Here is a 25,318-nt window from a genome sequence, read left to right as displayed (position 1 = left end):
GCATGTCCTCGATCCTGCGACAGCATGCGGAGCCAAATAACCTTGGCTTCGCCAAAGTAATAGCGCTTGCAATGCAGTGTGGTCTCGTGTCTATGGGCAGTTATTTTGCACAACCTCAGGTGGTCGCAATCGCAAAAGCTCTTCATGTTGACTCACCAATGGCTGGTCTCTTGGTCACTTGCAGTCAGTGTGGTTACGTCGCAGGATTGGTGTTTCTCGCTCCACTAGGAGATCTTGTTGAAAACCGCAGTGTGGTGCTGACGATTCTCGGATTGTCAGCAGCTTCATTATGGACAGCGGCTATAGCGCAGACTGCGTTGACTTTCTTTGCCGCGTCTTTCGGGATCGGCGCGTTTTCGGTCGCCATACAGATAATCGTGACCTGCGCTGCGTCGATGTCTTCACCGTCCGAACGCGGCACGGTGGTAGGGAGCGTTACGGGCGGATTGCTTGTGGGAATACTCCTCGCGTGGCCTGTTGCGAGCCTCGTCGGTGATGTGTTGGGGTGGAGAGTACTATACGCGGTTCAGGCTTGCTTTGTTGCGGCGTCGACAGTTGTGATGGCGCTCATACTCCCCGTGCGGAGACCGAATCAAGCTTCGAATTACTGGCAGTTGCTTAGGTCGTTGGGTTCTCTTTTCCTATCGACGCCAGAGCTCCGAAATAGGGCGCTAACCCAAGGCTTCCTCTTTGGAGCCTTCAGCCTCTTTTGGACCGCAGTGCCCGTCGAGCTCGCGAATCACTATCAGCTATCCGTCCGAGCGTTCGCGGCGTTCGGTCTGATCGGTGGCGCAGGCGCACTTACAGCCCCTCTTGCAGGCGTCGCGGCAGATCGCGGGCGGGCGTATTCCGTATCGCTTGCCGGTCTCATTGGAATGCTGGCCGCATTCATAGGGAGCGCGTTGGCTGTTTCGGCATGGATGCTTTGCGCGTGCGCCGTACTTATAAACGCTGGCGTCCAGACGAATCTTGTTACATCTCAGCGACGAATCTTGTCGCTTAAACCGGAAGCCGGGTTCCGTCTCAACAGCATCTTTGTAGCCTGTTTTTTTATCGGTGGCGCGGTGGGGTCCGCGTGTGCCAGCAGCTTAAATCATTTCGGATGGAGAGTGATCTCTTTGTCCGGAATAGCATTGACTACCCTTGCGATTGGGAGCGCACTTCGCGGGTTTGCTCCTGCAAGTCAGCCTCGCTGACGTTCTCAAATACTCGTTCATAGCATTGTTTTTTAATTCGGAGAGGTCATCATGGCACGCATTTTCATCACAGGCTCCTCGGAGGGTCTTGGTCTAATGGCTGGACAACTTCTTGCGCGCCAAGGTCACGATGTCGTTCTACACGCACGCAATTCCACCCGTGCGGCGCAAGCCTTAAGCATGCTCCCCGAAGCGGAGGCAATTATTGAGGGTGACATCTCCACCATCTCGGGCGCACGAGATGTCGCGGAGTTGGCAAATGGGCTGGGGCATTTCGACGCGGTGATCCATAACGTTGGCGTCGGGTATCGAGAACCGCGTCGCATAGAAACGGCTGACGGTCTGCCGCACGTCTTGGCAATTAACGTCATCGCCCCCTATACCCTAACTGCGTTAATGCGAAAGCCTAGGCGGCTAGTGTTCCTTAGCTCTGGGATGCACAGGTTCACTGGGCCGAATCTGGACGACATCAAGTGGACAAAACGAGAATGGGACGGAGCACAGGCATACTCCGAAAGCAAGCTCTACAACGTACTTTTTGCTTTCGGAATTGCTCACCGCTGGACGGACGTTCGCGTCAACGCACTTGAGCCTGGTTGGGTCCCAACACGAATGGGCGGCCCTGATGCACCGGATGATTTGCGTCAAGCACATCTCACGCAGGCGTGGCTTGCGTCGAGTGACGATCCTGAAGCATGCGTCACCGGTAAGTACTTTTATCATATGCGTCAGCGCGCTCCCAATCCAATTGCTTACGACACCGCGATTCAAAACCGTTTACTAACGATTTGTGCGCAGATGACCGGAATCCGAATCGAGGAAACATGAGAAGAACAACCGGCGTGACATCGTACTTGTGACTCGATCTACGTCTGGTGTTGGCCAAGTGCGTGGGAACTCAATTTTCGCGTCTGAGGGCGAGCTTGGCGGCCGGGTCAATCAAGTTAGACGTGTCGAGCTCGCGGGATTCGAGCAATACGAGCGCGAAAAACACCTTCAACGCCTCAGCTTCTAGTCATCCTCATTGCCTTTATTGTCCGCGCAACCCCGAGTATATTCATGAGTCGCTTTGGGTTTGTATGCCAGAACAAGAAGGCTCGTCCTTTCTTTATTGACGCCGAGGTGGGTGGTTCGGGACATACGTAGTGATCGCGGCCAGTTCACAGGCAAGGCTGTCCGAACCACTGAAGTAGCCGCGGTCAGCCAGCACCTTCAGCTTTAGCTTGACATCGCGCTTTTTGTGCAACTTCCCGTCCTCCTGAGTTGCCGCGATCGACCCCGATATTTGTCGCCTCAAGTTCCACGGGGGTTAAGCGCCAGCTGGCCATCCGGTTCAATTGTTCGAGCTCACGCATCCGTTGACGCAACATGCGATCTTCCCGAACACGCGAACGGTTTTACATGAAACCATTTTGACTGGCCCGTTCTGCAGTCTCAATCCTGACGAGATACCATTGAACGTTTTCCTAAATCTGCTGCTGACAATTGTCGAGCTTCGCGACCGTGTAGTTTCTGTCGCGGCTCTTCACTGCCTTGAACTTGCTGCCGTCGATCGCCACCATTTCGCCAGTTAGCAGCTTCAGTCCGCTACGCAGTTCGATGAAATGACGGCATGCGTTGCCGACGGCGGGACCGTTATCGCGACGAAATTTGGCTATCGTCTTGAATTGTGGCGTCAGACGTACCGTCAGCCGCATCAACTCCGCATTGCGCTGGCTTTCGCGATCAAGACGCCGGCTGGAGGATACACGGTTCAGATACCCGTAGATATATTTTGGGCATAACGCCCGGATTGTATCAGGGGCAGCCCGTGGTCCTTGGCCTACACTGTCCAAACCAAGACCCGCAAAAACAAGTTCGTCGGTCAGTGCCTTCAACCACTTGCATGAGTCAGTTAACCTCAACGCGCTGAGTCCGTTTCGGCGATTAGTGCGCCTTCACAAACCCGCATCCGACATGTATTCGGAACATCGTCTGCGATGGCTTCCGTCAAGTCCCAAAAACGCAACGCCCTTCGGACGATACACCGCCTTGGAGCCGTGGCATCAGGTGCAGCGGCTGTGCATTTGGTTGATCAGCGGCGCGATTTGCGAGTGTCCTTCTCAAAATTGTGCGCAGCCTCCACATGGACGCACTCGACCTGACCTCTTAGCCAAACAACCACGCATAGAAACTGCAGCACTCGGCGGGGTAACCAATCGAGCAAGCGGCGTGGCTTAGTGCCCATCATTATGAGCCATTGGAATGAACAGGAGGACTAATTTCTTCAACGCGTCACCAAAAGTAAATGATCAGGGGCGCCAATAGGCTTCACCAGCTTACGTAATTTCGACGCGACTATAAAACACATAAACGTTCGATCACGGCTGGATCCAATTTGCCGCTGCGATCACCCGCGCGAAAGGTCATTTAAGTCATGCAGATCTGCCCATTCGCCGCGCTGTCCATCCTAAGTCAACTGGAAGGCCGATTTTCCCGTGACTATGTCTCACTCGCTGAGAAGCGCGCTACACCGAAAACTAGTCGCCCGAGCAACAAGCGACCCGACAGTCGGCTGGTGCCTCCACCCTCTAATTCTGAGAGCGACCGATAGAAAAACGCAATGCAATCTTGTCATTTTAGAGATGACTTTTCGTCATCAACTCCCCCGCGATTCTGCAAGGGAGCCGCGGTGATTTAAGAAAGTTCTGCAAAAGTCCTCGCGTTGACGGCTGGGTTGACTATCCTGGGAGAAGGCAAATTTGAGGAGGCCCCGATGACACTACTCGGTCTTGGTCTGGATCTTTCAGCGGAACGGACGCGCAAGCGGGGTTTCTCGATGAGATGAGGCGGGCTGTGCCATGTTCGAGGTTGATTGCGCTGAGCTAACCGCCCGATCCATGGGGGAAGACCGAAAGGCCGCCGTTTCCTATTGCGACGATGCTGCACTCGCTGGAAGTATATGGCCTGCAGGATGTGGTGTATCTCGCGCTGGGCATTCGGGCCGACGGGCGCAAGGAAGTGCTGGGTTTGTGGATTGAACAAACTGAGGGCGGGAAGTTGTGGGTGAAGGTCTTCAACCAACTGAAGAACCGCGGTTTGCACGACATTCTGATCGCGTCGTCAACGGCTTGCGCGGCTTCCCGCAAGCGATCAAGGCAGTCTATCCGGCGGCCCAGATCCAGATCTGCATCGCCTCGTGGCTGACCGTGCCTTCGTCGCCGATCTTTAGCCGCAGCGTGTCGAAACACACGATCGGGTAGATCGCCTAAAGCGGGCGCTGTTGCCACTGCTCGGCTTCGGCCAGGACCTCATCGGTGACGGTCGAAATGAGCTCGGGCATCTGATCTGCAATTCGCTAAATCTGGCGAGCTGGAAAGACCGCAAAACGCTGGCTGCTGGGATCAAGCCGATCTAACAGGCCGTGACGGCCGAGGCGGCGGCAGCGGCGCTCGATGCCTTTGCGAAAGGCGGGTGGGGCCGAAAATTTCTTACCGTCGCGGCTATGTGGCATCGCCAATGGGAACAGGCGATCCCCTTCTTCGACTATGCGCCGGAGGTACGTCGAATCGTATACACGACAAACGCGATCGAGAGCATGCAAATGCAGGTGCGCAAGATCGTCAAGAACCGCGGCCACTCCCCGGGTGACGAAGCGGCCAGCAAACTGCTGCACCTGGTCTTGCGCAACATCGAAAAGGACTGGAAGATGCCACCTATCACCTGGCTGCAAGCAGTCAATCAATTCGCCATTCTGTTAGGCGAGCGATTTACCGCCGCCATCAGCTGAGTTTTTTAAAAGACCTCAGCACACAAGATTTCTGACAGATTGCTGTACATGGCTGCATTGGTCGCGACGCGCTTCAATCCGGCCATCAAAGAGCTGTCCAACCGACTCGTCCCGACTGGAGAGCCCAAGAAGGTTGCACTCGTCGCCTGCATGCGCAAGCTTCTGACCACCCTTAATGCGATAGTCAGAACACGCAAGGCGTGGCGCGCAGTTTTCCATCAATCAGATTCCAAACCCGCTTCACGTTCAACACGGTTGCTGATTTCCTTCATCGCTGTGGCTAACTGCGAGGCGGGCACCACGGTTTCTCCATCCTTCACCGCAACTAGGCTGCTTTCCTCGTGGTGCTTGCGCTACGCAAACACCTGATTTGGGTTCACCCCGTGCCGACGGGCGACGGCCGAAACCGTTGCTCCCCGGTTCAAGGTTTCCTGCACGATAACCACCCTCTCCTGGCTCAACGACGCCGCCGCCGTGGCTCGGTCAGAACTTCAATGCTTTCCACGATTTGCCTACGTCTGAAACTAATCTTAAGACTGCCTCTTATTCACGAGTGCCACGTGTCCTGAGAATCAAGGGGCTACTCCACGGCCGTCTTTAGATCCCTTTCACCGACCGGGATGGCATATCAAATACGTATGCCGGCGATGACAAATTTGAATATTACGCGGCGAGTAACGTCCCTCTATACTTAGCCCCATTGAAACGTGAGCCTCCCGAATTGACAATAAAGGGCTGCGTTTCTTTCAGCCAAAACGACGATCAGGCGCTTCAGCTTGAGAGTACATTTCGCGCTCGCGCTAGGCGTTCAATTAACTCCGGGTTTTACCAAAATGAACTTCACGATTGGTACGCTGCTCGCGCTTTCCTTTCTGATATCAGTGTTGGGCCTGTTCATGTTTGTGTGGGCACAAATGAAAGGTCTAATGCGTGCCGGTCCTGAGGCAGCCGGAGTCATCTTTGCCGACGGCGAAGTCGGGCTTGTAGAAGACCCGTCAATGTCGCCAATCAAAAGCGCGGCGCTGCAACGATATGCGGACGTTACTGCACTCACCGCTCGCGCCAAACAAGATGCGTCGAGCCAAGGGCCGGCTTTCATCTTTGTGATCTCGTCAGTCCTTTGGCTCGTGCTCGGTTCTGTTGCTGGCTTGGTCGCGTCGCAGAAGCTGACATCTCCGGATTTCCTGACACATGCCGCGTGGTTAACCTTCGGGCGCGTGCGCACAGCACACCTGAACATAGTCGTGTACGGGTGGGCGTCGATGGCTGGCATTGGTATCTCCCTGTGGATGCTGCCGCGACTCTTAAAGACAGAGCTATCCGGGGGCCGGTATGCAATCGCGGGCGCGTGGATGTGGAATTCGGGTGTCGGCGCTGGCGTGGCCGCGATCCTCGCGGGTTGGACCGACGGCCTTCAGTGGCTTGAAATTCCGTGGCAGATAGGCATTCTGCTGGTAGTGGGCGGGGCATTCACGGCGATGCCGCTTTTCATGACACTAAGACGTCGCACGGCGCACCATCTGTATGTCTCAGTTTGGTATCTCGCAGCAGCGCTGCTCTGGTTCCCAATTCTTTACCTGGTCGCGAAAGTTCCCAACGTGCACTTTGGCGTCGAGCAAGCGATCGTCAACTGGTGGTTCGCGCATAATGTGCTCGGGCTCTGGCTCACACCGATCGGCCTCGCCGCCGCTTATTATTTCATCGCTAAAGTACTTGGGCAGCCGATTTACTCATACAACCTTTCGCTCGTCGGTTTCTGGGCGCTCGCGATGTTCTACAGTCAAGCTGGCATTCATCACCTGCTAGGCGGCCCGGTGCCTCAGTGGCTCCAAAGCGTCTCGGTTGTGCAAAGCGTGATGATGATCATCCCGGTCCTAGCCGTTGGTGTGAATCATCACATGACGGTCGTAGGACGCTTCGATGCATTCAAGCATTCACCGACCCTGCGCTTTATTGTTCTCGGAGCAGCGTTATACACGCTTGTGTCGCTACAAGGCGCTCTCGAAGCGATCCCGTTTTTCAACCGACTCGTCCACTTCACGCAATACAAAGTTGCGCATGCGCACCTTGGTCTGTACGGATTCTTTTCGATGATCATGTTCGGGTCGATCTACTTCGCAATGCCGCGAGTACTTGAGCGCGAATGGCCCTTCCCGAAGCTAATCACAATCCATTTCTGGCTTGCTTCTGGAGGATTTGCTATCTACTTCGTATCGTTGACGATTGGCGGTGTCCTCCAGGGCATAGCACTGCTCGATCCTGCGCGTCCGTTCATGGACTCAGTGACCGTCCTCGCCCCCTATCTCAAAGCACGCACAGCCGGCGGAGCCCTAATGACAGCGGGCCACTTCGTCTTTGCATACCACGTGTTTGCGATGGCAGTGGGGCGACAAAGCGCGCGATCCAGCGCCCCAGTGCCCGGTAGTGAACTGTCGATGGGAGCGTGACATGAACCGCATATTAACCATCGCTATCGGATCACTGATCATGCTTGCAATGGCGACACTTGTGCTCGTCGCGCTGCCATATCGTCAGCTCAAGGACGATGAACCGCCTGAACAGCTTAAACCCTATACGATTGCGCAGTTACGTGGTCGCACCACGTACGTGAATATGGGATGCGTTTACTGTCATTCGCAACAGCCGCGTGCTGCCTCCCTCGGACCGGACAAGCTGCGCGGCTGGGGGCGTCCGTCAGCCTCTGCGGACTATGCGTACGACTATCCACATCTACTTGGGGTTTCGCGCACGGGTCCCGATCTGTTCAATATTGGGGCTCGCCAGCCCAGCGCCGCTTGGCATCTGGCGCACCTGTACCAGCCGCGCGCCGTTTCCCCTGGAAGCGTCATGCCAGCGTACCCCTTCCTTTTCAGAGTGGTCGATCAAGCGCGCCCCGGAGATGTAGTCGTACAGTTGCCGTCGAAAAGTGCGCCGTCCGGAGAAAAGCAGGTGGTCGCCACGCAAGAGGCGCTCGACCTCGTCGCCTACCTGACTGCTCTGGACCACACTTATCCGCCTCGCCCCACCCTTTCACCGTGAGTATTGAAATGAAAGAGTCGCATCCAACAGTCGACGTACGCGCAAAAGAGCATGCCGAACCGGTTGAGCGTGCTAACCCTGTACCCTGGCTACTTGGTCTTGTTGCTTCGGGGCTTCTAGTCTGGGGCGTCAGCTATTTCCTGTTGAATCCGGAGCTCGGGCCGCAACCGTCCGCGTCAGCGGGGGCAGCGACGTCGTCGCAGAATGGTGCAGTGGGGGTTGCAACAAACGGTGCACAAATTTTCGCGAGCCGTTGCGCCTCGTGCCACCAGACAACGGGGGCTGGCCTGCCGGGTGTATTTCCGCCGCTTGCAGCTTCCGAATGGGTCAACGGCGACACAAAACAGCTCGCACGCATTCTGCTGCTCGGTGTGACGGGCAAGATCACTGTCGCCGGAAATCTCTTCAACGGTTCCATGCCGGCTTTCGGCAGGACGCTTTCTGACGAGGAAATCGCCGCAGTTGCGTCGCATGTGCGCTCAAGCTTCGGCAACAAGTCGTCCCCGATCACTGCGGATCTGATCGGGTCGGAGCGAACTGCACTAGGCAATCGTACGATGCCATGGGCCGGCGAGGACGAGCTCAAGAACCAGCACTAATCATTTGCTCATCATGACTCCTGTATCTTGCGAGAGCGCAACGCTGGATGTGCGCGGCATGTGGTGTACCAGTTGCGCAAACGCGGTAGAACGCGTTCTGCAGCGCCAGCCGGGCGTTTGCGACGCCCGGGTTAGCTTTACCTCGGAGTCTGCCACCGTTGAATGGAATCCTGAACTCACTTCCCTCGAACGCATCCTCGAAGCGGCGGAAAAGCTCGGGTATTGCTGTGAGCGGGAAAATGAAGCGCCGTCCCCTCGCGCGCACTTCACCTGGTTGATGCAGGACCTGACCGTGCGCCTGGCAGTGTCGGCATTCTGCTCGATGTGGGTAATGACGGCACAGTCGACGCTGTACATTACATCAGCCGACCAGATCGGGCCAAACATTCGGTACTGGCTTGCGGTACTAGCTGGCTTCGCGACAATACCCATTATTGCGTGGTGCGCCGTGCCGTTCCTGCGCGCCGCATGGCGCACGCTACGCGCGCGCGTGCCGGGCATGGACTGCCTCGTCGTCATGGGGGCGAGCGCGTCTTGTGTACTTTCTGTTTGGCGATTGATCCACGGCCAGTCTATCGTCTACTTCGACTCGGCCGCGATGATTATCACATTTCTTCTCGCAGGTCGATGGTTAGAGGCACGCGTACGCATCCGGACGTCCGATGCGGTAACAACCCTACTTGAGTTGCCCGCAGAAACAGCCCGCGTGCTCGATGGAAGCGGCGCGCAGACCACAGTACTCGCCAAGCGGGTTCAGCGCGGCAGCCTCATTCGTGTTTTACCCGGGGAGAGGCTGCCACTCGACGGGACGGTAGTAAGTGGACAGTCGTCGCTAGACCGCTCGTTGCTAACTGGCGAAAGCGTTTATGTTGCAGTCGAGCCCGGGAGCTTCGCGGAGGCCGGCGCGCTTAATGGAGACGGCGAGTTGGTGCTACGCGTAAAGCACGTTTGGGGCGAACGGCGCGTGGATGCAATCGCTCGTAGCGTACGCGACATGCTTTCGCGAAAAACTGCGTCGCAGGCTATTGCGGAGCGCTTTACTCGGCATCTTGTGCCGGCAATCTCGCTCATTGCGCTTGCCACGTTATTCGCGTGGGGCCTGCGGGGCTCGGACTGGGAAGACGCGGTCGAGCGCGCAGTGGCAGTGCTGGTAATTACATGCCCTTGTGCATTGGGATTGGCAGTGCCACTTGCGCTCAGCGCCGGTGTCGGCCGAGCTGCACAAATGGGTATTCTATTTCGTGACGTCGAGGCAATCGAGAAGGCCGCTACTGTATCGATGTTTTTTGTCGACAAGACGGGCACCCTCACTGAGGGAAGGCCTAAGCTAACACACCTTGTTCTGGCACCCAACGTAAGTGACGCGGAGCTGTTTGAGGACGCGGCTATCGCCGAGCGCGGCAGTGAACATCCTATAGCAGCAGCGATTCGGGCACTTGTCGCTCCCGCTAGGCTGGCGGCGATTGACGCGCCCACTGGTTCGTCCCTTGCCGTGCCGGGTGCCGGTGTCCAGTGGGACGGCGAAGGGGCTTGTGTCCTAGCAGGAACCGCGACTTTCCTTCGCCACCAAGGGGTCGTCGTTCCCAATATCGACCACGACACGACCGCGGTTCATGTCGCACGCAATGGCCATTGGCGCGGCATGCTCGGCTTCGCGGACCGTCCGCGTGCCGCAGCGCCAACGGCAGTCGAAGCATTGAAAGCCCGCGGCGCCGCAATAGCAATGTTGACCGGCGACGTAATGAGCGTTGCCCTCGCCATCGCAGAAGCTGTCGGGATCGGGGACGGTGCGGTTTTCGCATCGCAGACACCGGAGCAAAAGGCTGCGCAAATCGTCGCCTCTAAGGCAGCCGGACACCGCGTGGCCTTCGTTGGCGATGGCCTCAACGATGCGCCCGCGCTCGCCGCAGCCGATATCGGAATCGCCGTCGGCAGTGCCTCCGCCTCGTCGATGGCAGCCGCTTCAATCATTCTCGCTGATGCCGGCGTCGAAAAGCTCGACCTGGCCCTTGCCCTGGCAAGGCGCACCGCAATCGGGATGCGCCAGAACCTCATTGGCGCTGTTCTTTACAACCTGCTAGCTATACCTCTCGCGCTCGCCGGCTTTGTCTCCCCAGCGATGGCGGCCGCGCTGATGGTGGCCAGTTCGCTTTCAGTCACCTTGAATGCCTCGCGCCTCGCCTTGGGCACTAACGAGCCGAAACTTGACACCCGCGTTTCCAACGAAACGTGCAGCTCACGCCCCCTTTTTGTCTAACAAATTTGGAGAAACAACATGACCCATTACTGCGGTGACGACTTTTCGCAGCGAAGACGCAGGCTGCTTGGCAGCCTAGGGGCATTTGGAGCGGCTGTATTAGTGGCACCGTTGAGCGCTCGGGCCACTCAGACCAGCATCGAACTGCCTTTTCAGAACGGCCAGCGCCCGGTCGGCTCGCCGTTTGCACAGAAGTCCGAAATGATATTGCAGAGAACGCGCCCACCACTCATGGAAACGCCGTTCGACGTTTTTGACCAAGGCGTGTTCACACCGAACGACCGCTTTTATGTCCGTTGGCATCTCGCGAGCATTCCGACATCGATTGACCCCGCCACTTACCGCCTCAACATTAGTGGCCATGTCAAGAAGACCGTGAGCCTGGCATTGAGTGAATTAATACGGAAATTCCCGCGCCATGAAATCGCCGCAGTGAATCAATGCTCAGGCAATTCGCGCGGTTTCTTCGATCCTCGCGTGCCGGGAGGACAGTGGGGTAACGGAGCGATGGGCAACGCACTCTGGACAGGGGTGCGCCTCAAGGATCTCCTCGATTACTATGGGGTGCGCTCCAATGCCGTCGCCGTACGCTTCAATGGCCTCGATTCAGGTGTAATTCCGCAAACACCGAAGTTCATGAAATCGCTCGCCATAGACCACGCGCGCGATGGCGAGGTCATGCTCGCTTATGCGATGAACGGTGAGCCGCTTCCGCTCCTGAACGGCTATCCCCTGCGCCTCGTAGTACCGGGCTGGTATGCCACCTACTGGGTAAAGATGGTGCACGAGATCGAGGTGCTCGACAAGCCTGACGAGAACTTCTGGACGGCTAAGGCGTACAAGGTTCCCGACAATCACTTCGCGAATGTGCGCCCCGGCGAGACCGATGTTCCGCAGGTCCCCATTAATCGGATGCTTCCGCGCTCCTTCTTTACAAATATACGCTCTGGTGCAACGCTGAATATGGGCCACCAAGCACTTATAAGGGGCATCGCATTCGGCGGTGTCAACGCACTCAAGCAGGTACAACTGTCGCTCGACGGGGGCCACACATGGACGGACACGCAACTTGGCCGTGACTATGGCCGCTATTCTTTCCGGCAGTGGCAAACCATCGTGAAATTCCCTCAACCCGGGCAACAGTCCATGATGGTTCGCGCAATCGATTCCACGGGACAGGCGCAGCCGAGCATACCAAACTGGAACGGCGCAGGCTTCATGCGCAACGTAATTGAATCAATCCAGGTCAACGTGGTGTGACGGGGAACCACTATGAATTCAAGACTTAAAGGGATCGTCCTGACCTGGTTCGCGCCAGTTTTGCTCGGTTCTGTTGCCGGACTAATAGGCGCACACTACTTGCCGGAATCAACTGCGGCGCTGGCGGCACGTCAAGCAGCCATCGTACCGGCTGTTCACTTCGCTGTCGTCAGCCAGACCTTGCCGGCCGGTGAAAGCACCTTCCCGCCCGGTCCCGGTGCGGAAATCGCGAACGCAAACTGCGTAATGTGCCATTCTACAGGCATGATATTACGACAGCCGCCGCTCACCATCAGCGAATGGACGATCGAAATCAACAAGATGCGCAGTGCGTTCGGTGCACCGATTACACCGGACCAGATCGACTCGCTTGCCCGCTACCTAGGCACAGTCAACGGACGCCAGCAGCGAGCGACCCCATCCGGAATCGATAACGAGGCGAGCTAAAATGCGCGAGAGCCTCAACTTAGCAGCTGAAAAGGGGCGCTCACAAGTTCAGAAATGTTGTCGTGACTGTGACAGTAAGCTCACGTTAGGCATCCGGACAGGCACGGATGCCGTGAGCGTCACTATTCAAATTTTCGCACCGAAATGCACAATTTGCTGGACTACCTACGCAGGGTTATTGAACGCAGGTTGGTTGACCTTGACTACGACAGAGCCACACTGGCTTGTTTTACTGCTGCTCAGCTATCCCGCTGCCATGCTGCTGTCGATTTTGGACGCATGGCATACTAGGCGAGTTTGGCCTGTCGCAGCCACCTCGATCGCGTGGCTGTTGTTGGTAGCTAGTTGGTTTGCGAATGAGCCTTCACTGCGATACGCCGGACTCGCAATATTACTCGCGCGGACAGCAATGATTTAAACGCGCCGGCGATGCCACGACTAGCGTCACTGATAGACCTCTTGTCTAGACAATCGCAGAATCTGATTTTTGGCTGAGGGCTTGCGTTGCAAGCGTGCGGAATGCGCGCGCACTAGGGCTTAGAACATGTGTCTTGCGCCAGATAAGATTCAAATCACGCTCGATCGTGAGATCGACAATAGGCAGTTGCACCAGCGTGCCGGCCGCCAACTCTTCCGCAACGATATGCCGCGAGATCCACGCCACAGCTTTACCAAGCATGAGCAATCGTTTGATAGCCTCTGGGCTACCGACCGCCAGTTTAGGTTTCAGTTCAAATCCGCGCTCGGCGTATGCGCGCTCGATTACGACCCGTGTGCCTGAACCCGGTTCTCGCACGACAAGTTCGCTATGACCGACAGCCTGCGCCGTTAGACGCTCAACACGGCTTAACGGATGTGTGGCGCTCGCTACCGCAATGAGTTCGTCTCTGCCTATCAAAGCGGCTTCGAAAGTCTCCGTGTCGTATGGACCCTCGATCAGACCGATCTGACGCTCGTGCGTAAGCATAGCGTCTTCAACATCCTCGGTGTTCATTATTGCGGCGTCGACGGTAATCCCCGGGTATAACTCCCGATACTCGCTGATTAGAGGCGGCAGTATATAGACTCCGATTGTAAGGCTGGCTGCCAGAGCTAGGTGACCGCGTGACAAGTCTGCAAACTCGGAAACCGCGACTTCGGCGCTTCTTGCCAAGGAGAAAATCTGTGATGCGTAGTCCGCGAGCAACCGGCCGGCCTCAGTAGGCTGCATACCGCGGGGCAGCCGATCGAAGAGAACAACGCCGAAGCGCTCTTCCAACTCCCGGATTTCGCGAGTCAGCGCTGGCTGGCTGATGTGTAAGCTTTGCGATGCTGCAGTAACGCTTCCTGTCTCGACGGCTGCAAAAAAGGCGGCCAAATGCTTAAAGTTCATTTTAGATAAGTCCCTTGTTGCGCGGCAGCGAGTACGAATAAATCGTAACATTGGCCACGTTTCACATTTTTCATCGGGTCTATTTGTTTTTCAATATCTGCATGGAATGCGCAGCGTTCACTCGGTGCACAACCGCCGTTGGTCGGCGAACTCATGACGATGCGTGCGACCATGACCCCGAGAAGTCTGATTGATGATCCAGGATTCAATCGATCCCCGCTCTGACAAGAACCTTATTCCGGCGTCTCGTGCGCCGCAATGAGGCCCCACGCGACGGATGCAAGACGCAGTTTTCGCGAAAGCGCGATTTACCGTGCCCTCAGGCATCAACTCGGCGGCGCCGCCGCTGCTGTCGATTTGCGTGTACACGTCATGCGACAGTTGCAGCAACCGCCTTGCGGTCGATTCCGCCTGACACCGCATAGCCGAAATCGCCGTCAACCCAATAGAACACGTTGACCGGCCCGTCCTTATACAGCTTGAACGCTGTCGTGTTCGCGTTCACCTTCCGGCGCGAGATGCACAGCGTCACCCGTTCGCCATTCTGGCCGCGATGCATGAACTGCGCGGTGTCGCCGTCCGGACCAGGCAGCAGGCGGCCACCGGAGAGCGCGAAGCCTGCCTTCGACAACATGGGCGGATGCACATTCGTGCCGAGGCGGCTTGCCAGCCACTTTACGAAGTCCTGCTCGTGATCCGCGTTCATGTCGGTGGGCCGGTCGACCGCCGGCATATAGACGACATGCGCAACCGCAGCCTGACGCGCAAGTACTTCGGTGCTGTCCGCACTGACAGGGCGCGTGTCGGACGAACCCGCCACCGGAGACAACGTGTCGCGTCCCATGTGCGTGCCGACGCCGATGCCAATGCCCATTACCAGCGCCGCCGCCATGCCCGCGAACTGCGGCCAGTTGGCAGCGACCCGCGAGCGGCGCGGCGCGCCCGGCTGCAAGCGCTTCGGCACGGGTTCGTTCAGCACGCGGTCGTAGCGCTCATGGAACATGCTGTTCAGCGAGAAATAATCGCTGATGCGCGTGGCCAGATCCGGATTCTGTTCGAGCGCGCGCTCGACGTCCGCACGTCGTTCCTCGGACAGCGTGCCGTCCACATAGGCGTGCAGTTCTTCTTCGCTAATTGGCGTAATTTGCTCGCTCATCGCACCACCTGTAATTTCGCACCGGGCTGGCTGCCCGCCATCAATGCCCGAAGCCGTTCGCGACCGCGCGAAAGCCGCGACATGACCGTACCGATAGGCACGTTCAGCGCGAGCGCGACGTCGGCATAGCTCATTTCCTCCAGCCCCACCAGCAGCACGACTTCGCGCTGCTCGACGGGCAAACGCTGCAACGCGTAGTCGAGATCGCGCATTTCCAGCGAACGGGATTGTTGCGCCGGCACGGCGAACTCGCTTTCATGCACGCTTTCGTCGTCGACCGCCACGTGAACCGCGCGTGACGACGCCTTGCGCGCCTGATTCGCGAATACGTTGTGCATGATCGTAAATAACCAGGCGCGCAGATCGGTGCCGGCCTGGAACATTTCGGTGCGGCCGAGCGCGCGTTCGAGCGTGTCCTGCACCAGATCGTCCGCGAGGTCGCGATTGTTGATCAGCGCCCGCGCATAGCGCCGCAAGCGCGGCACGTGTTCCATCAACTCGTCACGAACATCCATTATTCATCCCGGTCATGGGGCCTCTCGTGGACACGGAGCGGCGGCGCTTCGTCGGGCGCCGCACGAATTTGTAACGCAAACACGCGTGCCTGCATTTTTATTCCGTTGCTCGGAAAGGCCGTGAAGGAACCACAGTTGGTCTTCTTCGGCGTCGCATCTGCTGACACGTTCGCGGTCAGTCCAATAGCAGCTCTGATCGTCGGCCTGAGCAACAAGATGGTCATACGTCACGAGTTCGACGTCGAACCCAGATGATCAGTCGGGAAGCCCCAGCTAGCCGCTGTCGATAGCGTTGATCGCATCCTCACGCGGTTGCAAGACCGAACGCGTACGCGACGATCTTTTGCAAAGAGATAGCATGGCGCACTCGGTCATGAACTGTGCGTCATCGGCGCCGTCATGGCACCGGGGGGCCTTGCTGGAGACGTGCTCGACCTGATTGACGAATTTGTCATGGAGTTCATTCGCGTGAGGGAGTCTCTTAAGCCGCTAGAAGCGCTGCAGCTGGACGACGGCTTTGGCGAGGATTGATCGGTGCCGGCCAGTCTACCAATACCGATTGGCACCCAACTGACCCGCAAACGGTCACGAAACTTCCCTTTCAGGCGACGACGCGTCCGATGCCAAGTTCGACCCTGACGCTAACGGATACGGGCATCCGCCTCTAGCCACAGTGCGAGTACGTTCTCATAACTCTCCTCGGAGGGGCTTGATATGCTGTCCCGCGCGTTAGTGCCAGCGGCCGCATTGAGGCGCGCAGCGGTACCGATGTCATAATGCGGTCTTACGCCTGTGGGACGTGCCAACTCGACCGATCGTGGAAAGGCAGATCTCGGCAAGGGGATTTGTGGCGGGCGCGTCGAGACTCCGGAAGGCCCGCTCAGTGCCGGGCGCAGAGGCCATGCTAATGCGCTGCCGCCGCCCATCGAGGCTGATCGGCCGCCGCCCGGTACAGCCGAATCGTCCGTGCCCGAGAAGCGCCGCATCGCCTCCACGTAGTAGGCCCCGCGGCCGTGATAGCCCAGGCCGAACTGGGGCTTAGGCTCTGCTTGATTGTAGCGCTGGCCGTCGCCATCCTCGAGGCCGAGCTTCAGGCGAACGAGCCCCGGCGAATGATATCCTGCCGACTTCATCATCGACATGACACCGCGCTGCGGACTCTTGGCATAGTCGAGAGTGATCGCAATACCGCGCGGCTTGCTGAAATCGACAGGTCGCGTGCCGCCCTGCACCGCCAGACGCGCCTGCCGGTTGTTCAGCAGCACCGGATCGAGCAGTACGACGGCTGGCTTGCTCGACAGTTCAACGCGGCTCTCGATCGCGGCCGTGAAAATCTGCGCAGCGCCACCGCCCATTGACAAACCGCTGACCGAAAGCAAGGTCGCGTTACCGTTGGGCGCCAGCATCTTCGACATCAGTTCGCCGATCCGGCGCGATGCGTGGTCGACCTCCCCCGACATGCCAAGCGCCGTGTTCATGTTCTGACGCACGTCACGCACGTTCTGCGTGCCGTTGAAATAGACTTCGAGCATCGTTTGTTGGCCGTTCGGGCTGGGGAATGTTCGCGCCCTGACGGACATATGTGTCTTTTCCATCAATTGCCGCAGCTCGCCGACCTCCCCCTCAGTCAGCTTCCTACACGCAGCCGCGTGCTCGAGAAACGCGTTGTTATCGTGACCGATGAAGTTGTTGTCGAGATCGTTTGCCAGACTAGCGAGCCTCTGCTGGATCGCCACGGTATCGGAGCGCGTCGAGCTGGCCGCGCTCGGGTGCGAGAGATTCAATGCGACCGCGAGACTCTTGATGTGCTCAGCAGGCAGCTTGTCGAGCGTGTTGCGCGGATCGTTCGGCGCGGTAATCTTCAGACCAGAGGGCAACGAGTTGATCTCCATCGCATTCGCCCCACAGACGCTGGCACGTGCCTCGGGTGCCAGCGAACTCGCACCCGTGCCGGCTCGGCCGCCGACGTCCCGCTTTGTCGCCAGATCGCGGAGATTAGTGAGATGGCCCGAGACGTCGCGTGTCGAGTCCGGTTGGTTGGCCGAATGAGACGAGTGCGGGGGGGACGGGCGAGTCGCACCTGTCGAAGACGGTGCAGTGATGCGGAAATTCGATAGCAATGATTTCATCGGCGACGGCAGCTCGTTTCCGGTTCGGACTAGCGCCGATACAGCGGGCGAAGCCCGATTTAACCAACTTCGGCCTGAAAGAGATGTTGCATTCGCGAAAACGCGTCGCGCTATGCGAAGCGGGCGGACCCCGGGCTAGGCCCCACCCGGCGCCGCCGCAAAAAGTGCCCATCGGTGGTCGAAAAAGCACTCCGTTGCGCTGGGAGGAAGCTCGCATGCACGGCCTTCGCCGCCATCGCCGTCGCAACCGGAGTCAAACCCAGCCAAATGGAAGTGAGGAGCTGTCTAAAAGCGGCTCCCTCTGGCATCTCCGTGGTTGGGTAGCACGCTACTGATCGGCAACCTCGCGTAGGCGTGCGATCGCCTGAGCGTGACAAGCGGAATCGGCACCTTGTTGTTGTCCGACGAGAAGGAAGCGTTTGATCGATTACTTGCCGATAACGTTCGCCGGCATCGGACGAGGTGCGCTGCGTGTGCCACAACCAGAGCGGGCTCGCGCGGCGCAGCTTCTCGGTCGTTCCGGGCCGCTTGTCCCTCGCCTTAGCCACAAGGAAAAAAACCGTCTCGACGTAAAGCTGTTGCAGTGCGCTGCCTGTCGGGATGCCTCACACGCGCTCGTCCGGTGCGCCGAACTGACCAAAGAGCGCGACCGTCAACGCCATGGGTCGATCACGACAACGTCGCCCTAGCTGCATAGCAACTAAGTGAAGCCGGCCCGGCAGATCAATAAGGCGTTTGGGCGCCCGGAATTTCAAGCAGTGAGCTGTTAATATCGACTTTCGAGTAAGGATGCGACCAGTTCACAATCTGGCGTGAATTCGAGCTTTTGTTGTTCACCCGCAAGTTGAGCCGATTGTCATTTTCAGAAGTCGAGTGCATCAGTTCATGGGGCTGGCCGCCGATTGTGCAGAGGACCTTGAACGGAAAATATCAGAAGTCGTCTGCACTAATCTCGTCTATGCTGAATACTCCTGTGCACAAGAGTGAGGACGGGCCATGGCATCGGACCGCCCACCCGTTGCCAGACGAGCGGTAGCCATCCTGCCGACCGCAACATGGGAGCAAGCCCGGCCCCGGACGAAGATCATCGGCCCGGTGGCAGCGGCTGAAGTGGTCGGGCATGGGGCTGCCGATGCCGCCCCGGACGCTGGGCTTTTCCCGGCGGCAGGCGTACGTCCTAATCCGGCGCGCCCGGCAGGGCACCGGTCTCGTGACGAACGTAGCTCCCGGTCGCCCCGGTGGCGGAAAAAGCAGAAAAGCGCAGAAGCGGCGCGTGCCGACGCGCGACAGCGTGGGCCTGCCGAGCGCCGTCCTTGGCCCGCTGAAAACCATCCGCCGCCGGAAATGGCAAGACGCCTCCCGCGCGCTGCAAAGTGCCGGCGGCGTACCTCCCGCAGTCATCGCGCCGCTGGGGAAAATGCAGATTGACCACACCATCATCGATCTGATCGAGGTGCGGTGGACGAGACCGGCGACCGGTTGGCCGTCCGTACCTGACCATCGTCATCGATGTGTTCACCCGCTGCATGCTGGGCATCGTGTTCACGCTGGAAGCCCGTCCGCGGTCTCCATCGACAAGCGCCCATTGTTGGAAGGGCTCGGCGTGGAGATGAACTGGTCGATGGCCGGCGAGTCCCGGCAGCTCTATCTGGACAACGCGATCCACTCCAGAGAAACGCCACACAGCAGGCACTTCCCGACGCACACCGTCATTGCGGCGGTGCGCGGTCTGCATCTTGATGAACAAGCTAAAGCGCTGGAATCAAATCCGATCTAGATTCGCCGAAGCAAACGCCCAGTTCAAATGACGCGACACGGTCGCGGCCAGGTAATCCGGCCGGCGATTCTGATAATCGAGGTAATAGGCATGCTCCCACACATCCACCGTTAGCAGCGGCGCCTGACCGCGCGCGAACGGGGTTTCCGCATTGCTCGTCTTCACCACCGCGAGTTCGCCTCGATCGGCCACCAGCCATCCCCAGCCGCTGCCGAATTGCGACGCTGAAGTGGCCACCAATGCTTTGGTCAAAGCTTCCGTGGAGCCGAACTTGCGCTGGATCGCCGCCTGTAGCTTCTCGCTCGGCGCGCTCGACTCTGGACTGAGCGAGTTCCAGTAAAAGTTGTGATTCCACGCCTGCGCTGCGTTGTTGAACACGTCGACGAGCGCCGGCTGATCGTGCGACTCCATGATAACCTCTTCGAGCGATGCATTGGCAAGCGGCGTGCCGGCCAGGAGCTTGTGCAAATTGTCGAAATATCCGCGATGATGATTGCCGTAGTGAACCGCGATCGTACGCGCCGAGATGACCGGTTCGAGCGCGTTGTCCGCCCACGGCAACGGCGGCAGAGTTTGCGGAGACGCGCCGATATACGCCGGCACCCCACGCGAGCTTGCAGCCATTGTAGCGACCTGTGTGCCTGCGCCGAATGACATCTTGGAAAGCAGCACGCCGACTGACGCCAGCGACCCGGTTGCCATCAGACGACGGCGCGACAAAGACGATTTGAGCATGTTTGGAATTCCAAGTAATGTGGCGCGGCGCTCATGATGTTCGCCGCACTCACACAACATTTCACGCTATTCGCCAATTCCATCGCGGCGGGGAATTATTTGCCCGCTTCTAACGGGACGGTTGGGATTATCTGGAGCCCTGCGGCACGTCGCTCTGCTGCTTCGCGTCGTTCTGCTGCGCGGTTTCGCTTCGCATCGGCCTGTTGCTTCGCAACGAGCTTCTGCTCGAAGAGCGGCTTGACGAATTCGAACGCCTTTGTGTAATCCGCCGCGTCCGGTTCGTCGTCTGTCGGCGAGCGCGGGCTGTTGTCGGTTTTGCTACTCGTTACCGGACGTATGTCGAGCTTCAGACCGGATCCCTAGCGCTTGACGGTGTCCGCGACTTTGCCGATGACAGCGGGCGTCACAGCACCCCTCGGCTCGACTCCATGTGTCGCGAACTTCGTGCGCTAGCCACTATCGGGCGTGAGAAACAGCGGGCCTGCCGGGACCTTATGCTCTTCGTGCTGATGTTCCGTCAGCTCTTCGCGGTCGTTGAACCACAAGACGCAACCGAGGCACGGCGGCTTGGAACCCGCAGCGCGACCTTCCCTCAACATCTCGGGGTACTCATTTTCGATCGTCAGCCTCACACTGATCTCGGCGTGGTGCCCGTAGGGGTTGTCCGTCACGGTCAGGACGACATCGGGATTTTCGCCGAGCCAGTTGAACAGTTTCTGTGCGCGGCGCAGCTTGTCATCTGCATTGAGCAACGGCTAAGCACCGCTTTACGGCGCAATACGACGTTTTTCGGCAATGGATTCGCCGAGATGGTCCTTGAGCCTAGCTGCATCGCCGTAACGCTTATAGAGCTTCTCGTTCGCTTCGCCGTTGTTCATCGACAGCACAATTGCTCGCACGGAACGCAACGGCCTGCAACTCGGTTCCGTGCAACTTCGAATTCCCGTCCAGGATGAAACCTGCGAGTCGCGTCGAAGTCCGTTGACTATCGGAGTCATTCCGAGAGTATTTCCACTGCTACGCAACGTCTTATGGCGCGACCTTCGCGGCGCCGCCCCCATCTGGAAGCTCCACGTACGGACTGCGCCGGACTTCACAGCGTCGGCTATCTGCTCGTGGAGCAACTGCACGTTGTCCTCGGGCTCGATGCGCGGCCCGGACTTCGCGGCGCTGCGGCGTTCTTCGACGCCCGTACTTTGAGCGGCTCAGGTGGCCCATTGCGTCCATCCGGCAAATTTGCCAGCGCCGCCGGCAGTTCGCGCGCACTGCACGGCTTCGTTGCTGCCGACTGCGCAAGCGGTCGCACTACCGTTCGCTCGTCCGTCGAACGCCCTGTGATCCAAGGGAATTCCTTCAAGCATCGTCCTTATCCACCCAATAGCCTCGCGGTACATCGCAGTTTCAGGCCGCGCCGGGAAGGTTTAAATCGTCCTTGTGATCGTCGTACTCGGCTCCTCCGGCTTCCTTCGCGCCGTCCTTGGCAATCTGCTTACCCGCTTCCTTAGTAGCCGTTTTGGTAATCACCCCTTTGTTGGCTTGATAGGCCGCGTTCAGTGCCGCCGACTCCGCGCCCTTAAGCGCCGTACCCGCACCCGGCTCGGTCAGCGCGCCAAGGGCCGCGCCGCCCACATCGAATCCGGCCTTGATGCCTGCCTGCTTCATGTCGCCGCCTTCGAGCGCGGTGTCGGCAAGTTCATAGCCGCTCGAAAGCGCTTGCGCGCCGACCGAGCCTGCTGCCGCTAGCTGACTGATAAGCGGAATCTTGAGATCGGCGACCACGCCGAGCACCTTCGACACAACACTCTCGATCTTCGATGCAACTGTCAGGAGCCCGTGCAGGAAGTCCTGAAACTGGCCGCCCTTCTTTGCCTTCGTGTCCGGCTGGTCGGCCTCGCCATCCTCCATTGCGGCAACGGCACTCGCGTCGTCCGTGCTCGACGGCCCTTGGGTCGCGTAGGTCGGCGCGGGCGTTTTGTTCATCGTCGAGGTGAATTTGTCAAAGTCCTTTTTCGAAATCTTGCCGTCGTCGGCGGCGTGTACAAACGAGCCGCTGTTACCGTGCAGCGCGTTGTCCATCATGCCGAACAACATCGGATCGGTGAGCAGTTGCTTCGCGGCTTTCGCGATGTCGGGGTCGGGATCGTTTGACAAGCTCTTGAGCTTGCCGCGCGTCAGGTTCCCGTCCTTGAAAAACGCGTCGGAATTCGCCTGCATCGTTTTCACAGTGGCCGTCTCATCTGCGTTCAATTCGACGCTCGATGAAATTGAGTCTTCCAGCTTGCCGCGTTTGACCTTACCGTCGGCGTTACCTGCGAGCTTCTGCCAGTCGTCCGGATGATCGAGGTAATACTGTGCGGCCGCAATCACTTGAGGCGGCCGCTTGCCCTCGCTGCCTGTTCCGTCGACAATCTGCTGCAACGAGTTCTTCGTCACCGGGTCGGGCAGGTTGTCGGAATAGCGATATAGCTCCCGCTCCGCGTCGTTAGCAGTCATGGGGCGGCCCTGCTGGGCGCCGCTGGTGTCGTCCGAAGCAATGTAGTTCTTCTCGAATGAACTGGCCTGCTTCTGGTTCATCGCGATCAACGTGGGGGAGTTCGAAAGCGCTTTCACGTCGCCGCCACTGAACTTACCGTCCGTCTTGCCGTTCTTGCCCGAGTCCAGCATCTGCTGCAAGCCGGGATCGTCCTTCACCGTTTGCAATGCCGCCTTCAGATCAGGCGGCGTTTTCGGATCACTGATCTTCTTGTCCAGGTCCGAAAACTTAAGCGTGCCGAGTTCCCCCTCGTGACGCTGCAACACGTTGACCGCGTTTGCACGATCCGGCGACGCGGCCAGTTGCTGGTCTTTGAGCGTGCGCTTTATGTCGCCCGCTATGAACTTGCCGTCCGACTTGCCGTTCAATGCACCGTCGAGTTGCTTCTGCAAGTCGGGATCGTTCTTTAGCGACTGCAGCGCCTGCTTCAGGTCGGGCGGCGTTTTCGGATCGTCGATCTTCTTGTCAAGATCGGAAAAGCTCATCGTGCCCAGTTCCTTCGCGTGCGCGTCAAGCACGCTCAACGTGTTTGAGCGCTGTTGGAATAGTTGCTCGGCCTCCTGTTCTTCCGGCGTTGGTGCGGGCGATGCTGAGGACAGGTTTGCGTCAGTGTCGAGCGCCGCTGTATTGGCCGGCGCAGGCTGCGGGGCGACGAGTGCAGTTGCACCGCCGTCTTCACCGGCATCATCTGCGGACTGACCGTCCGCCGGTTGCGTAGTATTGCGTAACATCGGTGCGCTCGCGTTCGCGTGAGTACCAACCGGTTGCGCGAGGCCGCGCAGCGCGAGTCCACGCTGCAAGATTTGGCCGTCAGGGGTGCCTGACGCTTTGCCTTCAGCCGACGACGCGTGCTTCAAACCCGTCAGCATGGCGCTGAACAATGCCTGCATTTCCGCCGAACCGGCGTCCTGCGTGTCGGCCGACGCGCCGTTTCCAAGCGCCGCCGGTTCGCGCGTGCCGACATCGCTGGCGGTTTTGGCCTGCAGCGATATGGTTTGCGTCAATGTGCGCATATTCATTGTCAGCTTTCCTTAATGATTTCGGGTTATTGGCCGGCGTTGCCCGCACTGCGAACAAGCAATTCAATTCGTCGCGCGAAATTCGCGGACATTGGCGGCAGATGCTGGCGTGAAAAAGCCGCCTGCAACGCTTCATACTGTTTTCGCAGTGCCGCCGCACGCGCCTGAAGCGAGGGGCGCAGCTGCAGCGTGATCTCGAAGGCGTACGAAGCGTCGGCGGACAATTGGCCGTCCAGATAAGACATCAGCAGCAACTCACTTTTATACATAGCCCTGTTCTAGGTCGAACCGAAGAAGCGGGTTTGGCAAGCGCGAGCCGTGGAGCCGGGCTGCCGTCCCGACTGGGTTGTCGCGCCTCGAGACCGTTACGCTAGGATCGCCGACAAATTCGCAAGGCGCGACGCCATCTGCGGATCGCTTGGATGCTCAAACGCGTTGGAGAACGCCTGCGTCGCAGCTTGCGGCGTCTTCGCGTTCTTCACCGCGTCGATCGCACCGCGTTGTGTCGTTTCCAGTTCCTGCTTGAGAAAGCCGTAATTGGCGGCCTGGCTTGACGGATCGAGCGGCGGCCTGTGGCTTGCCGCGAAGTCGAGCAGACCTTGCTTTCGCGAGCCACCCCACTGCGCGATTCCGTAGCCGTTCGCGTTGTCGTCAGCCATGTTGCCGCTCGGCTTGCCGATCGCGCCGCCTTGGTTGATGCCTGAATTCATGCCCCCGCTTTCGTGCCACAGATTTGCGACGACACCAGCCGCCTGGTCCTTCGTTAGGCCAAAGTCTTTTTGTAAATTCGCCATGTACGCGTCAGCAACTTGTTTGCTTTGTGCGGGCGTGTTTGCAGTGGTTTGCGGCGCAGTGCTGAGCGCAGTGCTGCCGCTATTTGACGATGAGCACGCTGCAACTGCTGCGCCGGGTGCGGAATCAGCGGCAGGCAAAGCAGAAGCCGCACCGCCTGAAGCAGCAGGCGTTGAAGCCCCGCTCTGGCCCGCGCCCCCCCCCCGCGCAGCGCCAAAGCCCGCCCATACATGATGCCCGCCGTGATGCACGCCAGAGCCCGGCATGCCCGAACCCTCATCCCGGGCGTTGTCGCCTTGCTTGAGCAAGGCGAGCAGATCCTGCATAAACTTCGCGATGTCGTTGACCTGGTCACCCTGGCCTGCGCCGTTGCTGCTCGCACCGCTCGCGGGATGACCGCCATCGAGCAGGTTCGCAATATCGCGCAGCAGGTTGCCGACGTCCGAGCCGTGCGAACGGTCGTTGTCGGCATTAGGCAATCTGTTGGTCGAAGTCCCGACGAAGTAATTGCCGCTCGCTGTAGATATGGGATTCATGGCGTTCTCTTTTCTTAATGATTGACAGGCGCGTGACGCTCGATGGCGCCGCGTTCTTATCAAGATAGATTTCCCTCGTGCGTTGTTGCGGAACGCGTGCGAAGACGCATGCAGTGTGCCGAACCTCCGCGCCTCTCACTTTGGAAATCGCCTTTTCCAAGACGGTCGGAGTCGCGCGCTTCGCACG

Annotated in this window: 18 protein-coding genes and 6 pseudogenes; 12 read left to right on the top strand and 12 right to left on the bottom strand. The window is 58.6% G+C overall.

The window, feature by feature from the left end; genetic code table 11:
- The first annotated feature begins 2 nt into the window (after positions 1 to 2).
- Positions 3 to 1,196: an MFS transporter gene (locus OH764_RS33070; RefSeq protein ID WP_498851635.1), complete on the top strand. Its 1,194-nt coding sequence runs from the start codon at positions 3 to 5 to the stop codon at positions 1,194 to 1,196.
- Positions 1,197 to 1,247: 51 nt separating this feature from the next.
- Complete coding sequence (locus tag OH764_RS33065; protein ID WP_498851634.1) at positions 1,248 to 2,024, top strand: Rossmann-fold NAD(P)-binding domain-containing protein; 777 nt, start codon at positions 1,248 to 1,250, stop codon at positions 2,022 to 2,024.
- A gap of 272 nt (positions 2,025 to 2,296) precedes the next feature.
- Here the strand turns inward: OH764_RS33065 and OH764_RS33060 are convergent.
- A pseudogene (locus OH764_RS33060) lies at positions 2,297 to 3,073 on the bottom strand (transposase); the annotation flags it as partial.
- A 1,081-nt stretch (positions 3,074 to 4,154) separates the two neighbouring features.
- On the opposite strand from OH764_RS33060, the pseudogene OH764_RS33055 reads away from it, so the two are divergent.
- Together OH764_RS33055 and OH764_RS33050 are read left to right on the top strand one after the other, a co-directional pair.
- A pseudogene (locus tag OH764_RS33055) lies at positions 4,155 to 4,965 on the top strand (transposase); the annotation flags it as partial.
- Between the two features lie 42 nt (positions 4,966 to 5,007).
- Positions 5,008 to 5,175: pseudogene (locus tag OH764_RS33050) on the top strand (IS110 family transposase); the annotation flags it as partial.
- 50 nt (positions 5,176 to 5,225) lie between these two features.
- Here OH764_RS33050 and OH764_RS33045 read toward each other — a convergent pair.
- Positions 5,226 to 5,494 (bottom strand): annotated as a pseudogene (locus tag OH764_RS33045) (transposase); the annotation flags it as partial.
- A gap of 304 nt (positions 5,495 to 5,798) precedes the next feature.
- On the opposite strand from OH764_RS33045, the gene OH764_RS33040 reads away from it, so the two are divergent.
- From OH764_RS33040 to OH764_RS33015, 6 genes are read left to right on the top strand one after another with little or no spacing between them, the layout of a single operon-like run.
- A complete protein-coding gene (locus OH764_RS33040; RefSeq protein WP_498851742.1) occupies positions 5,799 to 7,412 on the top strand; it encodes a heme-copper oxidase family protein in 1,614 nt (537 codons plus the stop codon).
- Position 7,413: 1 nt separating this feature from the next.
- Complete coding sequence (locus OH764_RS33035; RefSeq protein ID WP_498851633.1) at positions 7,414 to 8,004, top strand: cbb3-type cytochrome c oxidase subunit II; 591 nt, start codon at positions 7,414 to 7,416, stop codon at positions 8,002 to 8,004.
- 8 nt (positions 8,005 to 8,012) lie between these two features.
- Entirely contained in the window at positions 8,013 to 8,603 is a 591-nt protein-coding gene (locus OH764_RS33030; protein ID WP_498851632.1) for a c-type cytochrome, read from the top strand.
- A 13-nt stretch (positions 8,604 to 8,616) separates the two neighbouring features.
- The gene (locus tag OH764_RS33025; RefSeq protein ID WP_498851631.1) at positions 8,617 to 10,860 is read left to right on the top strand and encodes a heavy metal translocating P-type ATPase; all 2,244 of its coding nucleotides are present in this window, start codon (positions 8,617 to 8,619) and stop codon (positions 10,858 to 10,860) included.
- Positions 10,861 to 10,878: 18 nt separating this feature from the next.
- A complete protein-coding gene (locus OH764_RS33020; RefSeq protein WP_498851630.1) occupies positions 10,879 to 12,120 on the top strand; it encodes a molybdopterin-binding protein in 1,242 nt (413 codons plus the stop codon).
- Positions 12,121 to 12,132: 12 nt separating this feature from the next.
- Positions 12,133 to 12,567, top strand: a complete 435-nt coding sequence (locus OH764_RS33015) for a c-type cytochrome (RefSeq protein ID WP_498851629.1) — start codon at positions 12,133 to 12,135, stop codon at positions 12,565 to 12,567.
- 463 nt (positions 12,568 to 13,030) lie between these two features.
- Here OH764_RS33015 and OH764_RS33010 read toward each other — a convergent pair whose 3' ends face one another.
- The 4 genes and pseudogenes from OH764_RS33010 to OH764_RS32995 form a co-directional block, all read right to left on the bottom strand.
- Positions 13,031 to 13,939 (bottom strand): LysR family transcriptional regulator, encoded by a 909-nt coding sequence (locus tag OH764_RS33010; RefSeq protein WP_498851628.1) that lies wholly within the window; start codon positions 13,937 to 13,939, stop codon positions 13,031 to 13,033.
- Positions 13,936 to 14,094 (bottom strand): hypothetical protein, encoded by a 159-nt coding sequence (locus tag OH764_RS33005; RefSeq protein ID WP_498851759.1) that lies wholly within the window; start codon positions 14,092 to 14,094, stop codon positions 13,936 to 13,938. The genes OH764_RS33010 and OH764_RS33005 overlap by 4 nt, the downstream gene beginning before the upstream one ends.
- Positions 14,095 to 14,293: 199 nt before the next feature.
- Positions 14,294 to 15,095: pseudogene (locus OH764_RS33000) on the bottom strand (anti-sigma factor family protein); the annotation flags it as partial.
- Complete coding sequence (locus OH764_RS32995; protein ID WP_020071522.1) at positions 15,092 to 15,610, bottom strand: sigma-70 family RNA polymerase sigma factor; 519 nt, start codon at positions 15,608 to 15,610, stop codon at positions 15,092 to 15,094. The pseudogene OH764_RS33000 and the gene OH764_RS32995, both read right to left, overlap by 4 nt.
- A 399-nt stretch (positions 15,611 to 16,009) precedes the next feature.
- Here OH764_RS32995 and OH764_RS32990 point away from each other — a divergent pair, with 399 nt between their 5' ends.
- Positions 16,010 to 16,141 carry a hypothetical protein gene (locus tag OH764_RS32990; protein WP_498851627.1) on the top strand — a complete coding sequence of 44 codons (132 nt, stop codon included), beginning with the start codon at positions 16,010 to 16,012 and terminating at the stop codon, positions 16,139 to 16,141.
- 110 nt (positions 16,142 to 16,251) lie between these two features.
- Here the strand turns inward: OH764_RS32990 and OH764_RS32985 are convergent, their stop codons facing one another.
- Positions 16,252 to 17,502: a hypothetical protein gene (locus OH764_RS32985; protein ID WP_498851626.1), complete on the bottom strand. Its 1,251-nt coding sequence runs from the start codon at positions 17,500 to 17,502 to the stop codon at positions 16,252 to 16,254.
- 1,233 nt (positions 17,503 to 18,735) lie between these two features.
- On the opposite strand from OH764_RS32985, the pseudogene OH764_RS32980 reads away from it, so the two are divergent.
- Positions 18,736 to 19,450, top strand: a pseudogene (locus OH764_RS32980) (TnsB C-terminal domain-containing protein); the annotation flags it as partial.
- A 51-nt stretch (positions 19,451 to 19,501) separates the two neighbouring features.
- On the opposite strand, the gene OH764_RS32975 reads toward OH764_RS32980, so the two are convergent.
- The 5 genes from OH764_RS32975 to OH764_RS32955 form a co-directional block, all read right to left on the bottom strand.
- Complete coding sequence (locus tag OH764_RS32975) at positions 19,502 to 20,251, bottom strand: superoxide dismutase (RefSeq protein WP_498851625.1); 750 nt, start codon at positions 20,249 to 20,251, stop codon at positions 19,502 to 19,504.
- A gap of 449 nt (positions 20,252 to 20,700) precedes the next feature.
- Positions 20,701 to 21,003, bottom strand: a complete 303-nt coding sequence (locus OH764_RS32970) for a hypothetical protein (protein ID WP_498851624.1) — start codon at positions 21,001 to 21,003, stop codon at positions 20,701 to 20,703.
- Between the two features lie 649 nt (positions 21,004 to 21,652).
- Positions 21,653 to 23,803, bottom strand: a complete 2,151-nt coding sequence (locus tag OH764_RS32965) for an HrpF/NolX family T3SS translocon protein (protein ID WP_498851623.1) — start codon at positions 23,801 to 23,803, stop codon at positions 21,653 to 21,655.
- Between the two features lie 26 nt (positions 23,804 to 23,829).
- Positions 23,830 to 24,027, bottom strand: coding sequence for a hypothetical protein (locus OH764_RS32960; protein WP_498851622.1), 198 nt, complete (start codon positions 24,025 to 24,027; stop codon positions 23,830 to 23,832).
- A gap of 141 nt (positions 24,028 to 24,168) precedes the next feature.
- Positions 24,169 to 25,131: a phage tail tip lysozyme gene (locus OH764_RS32955; protein ID WP_498851621.1), complete on the bottom strand. Its 963-nt coding sequence runs from the start codon at positions 25,129 to 25,131 to the stop codon at positions 24,169 to 24,171.
- Positions 25,132 to 25,318: the final 187 nt, after the last annotated feature.

Origin of the sequence: Burkholderia sp. M6-3 (genome assembly GCF_050858985.1) — a bacterium.
Lineage (GTDB): Bacteria > Pseudomonadota > Gammaproteobacteria > Burkholderiales > Burkholderiaceae > Paraburkholderia > Paraburkholderia caledonica.
This window is presented reverse-complemented; position numbering and strand designations above follow the sequence as displayed.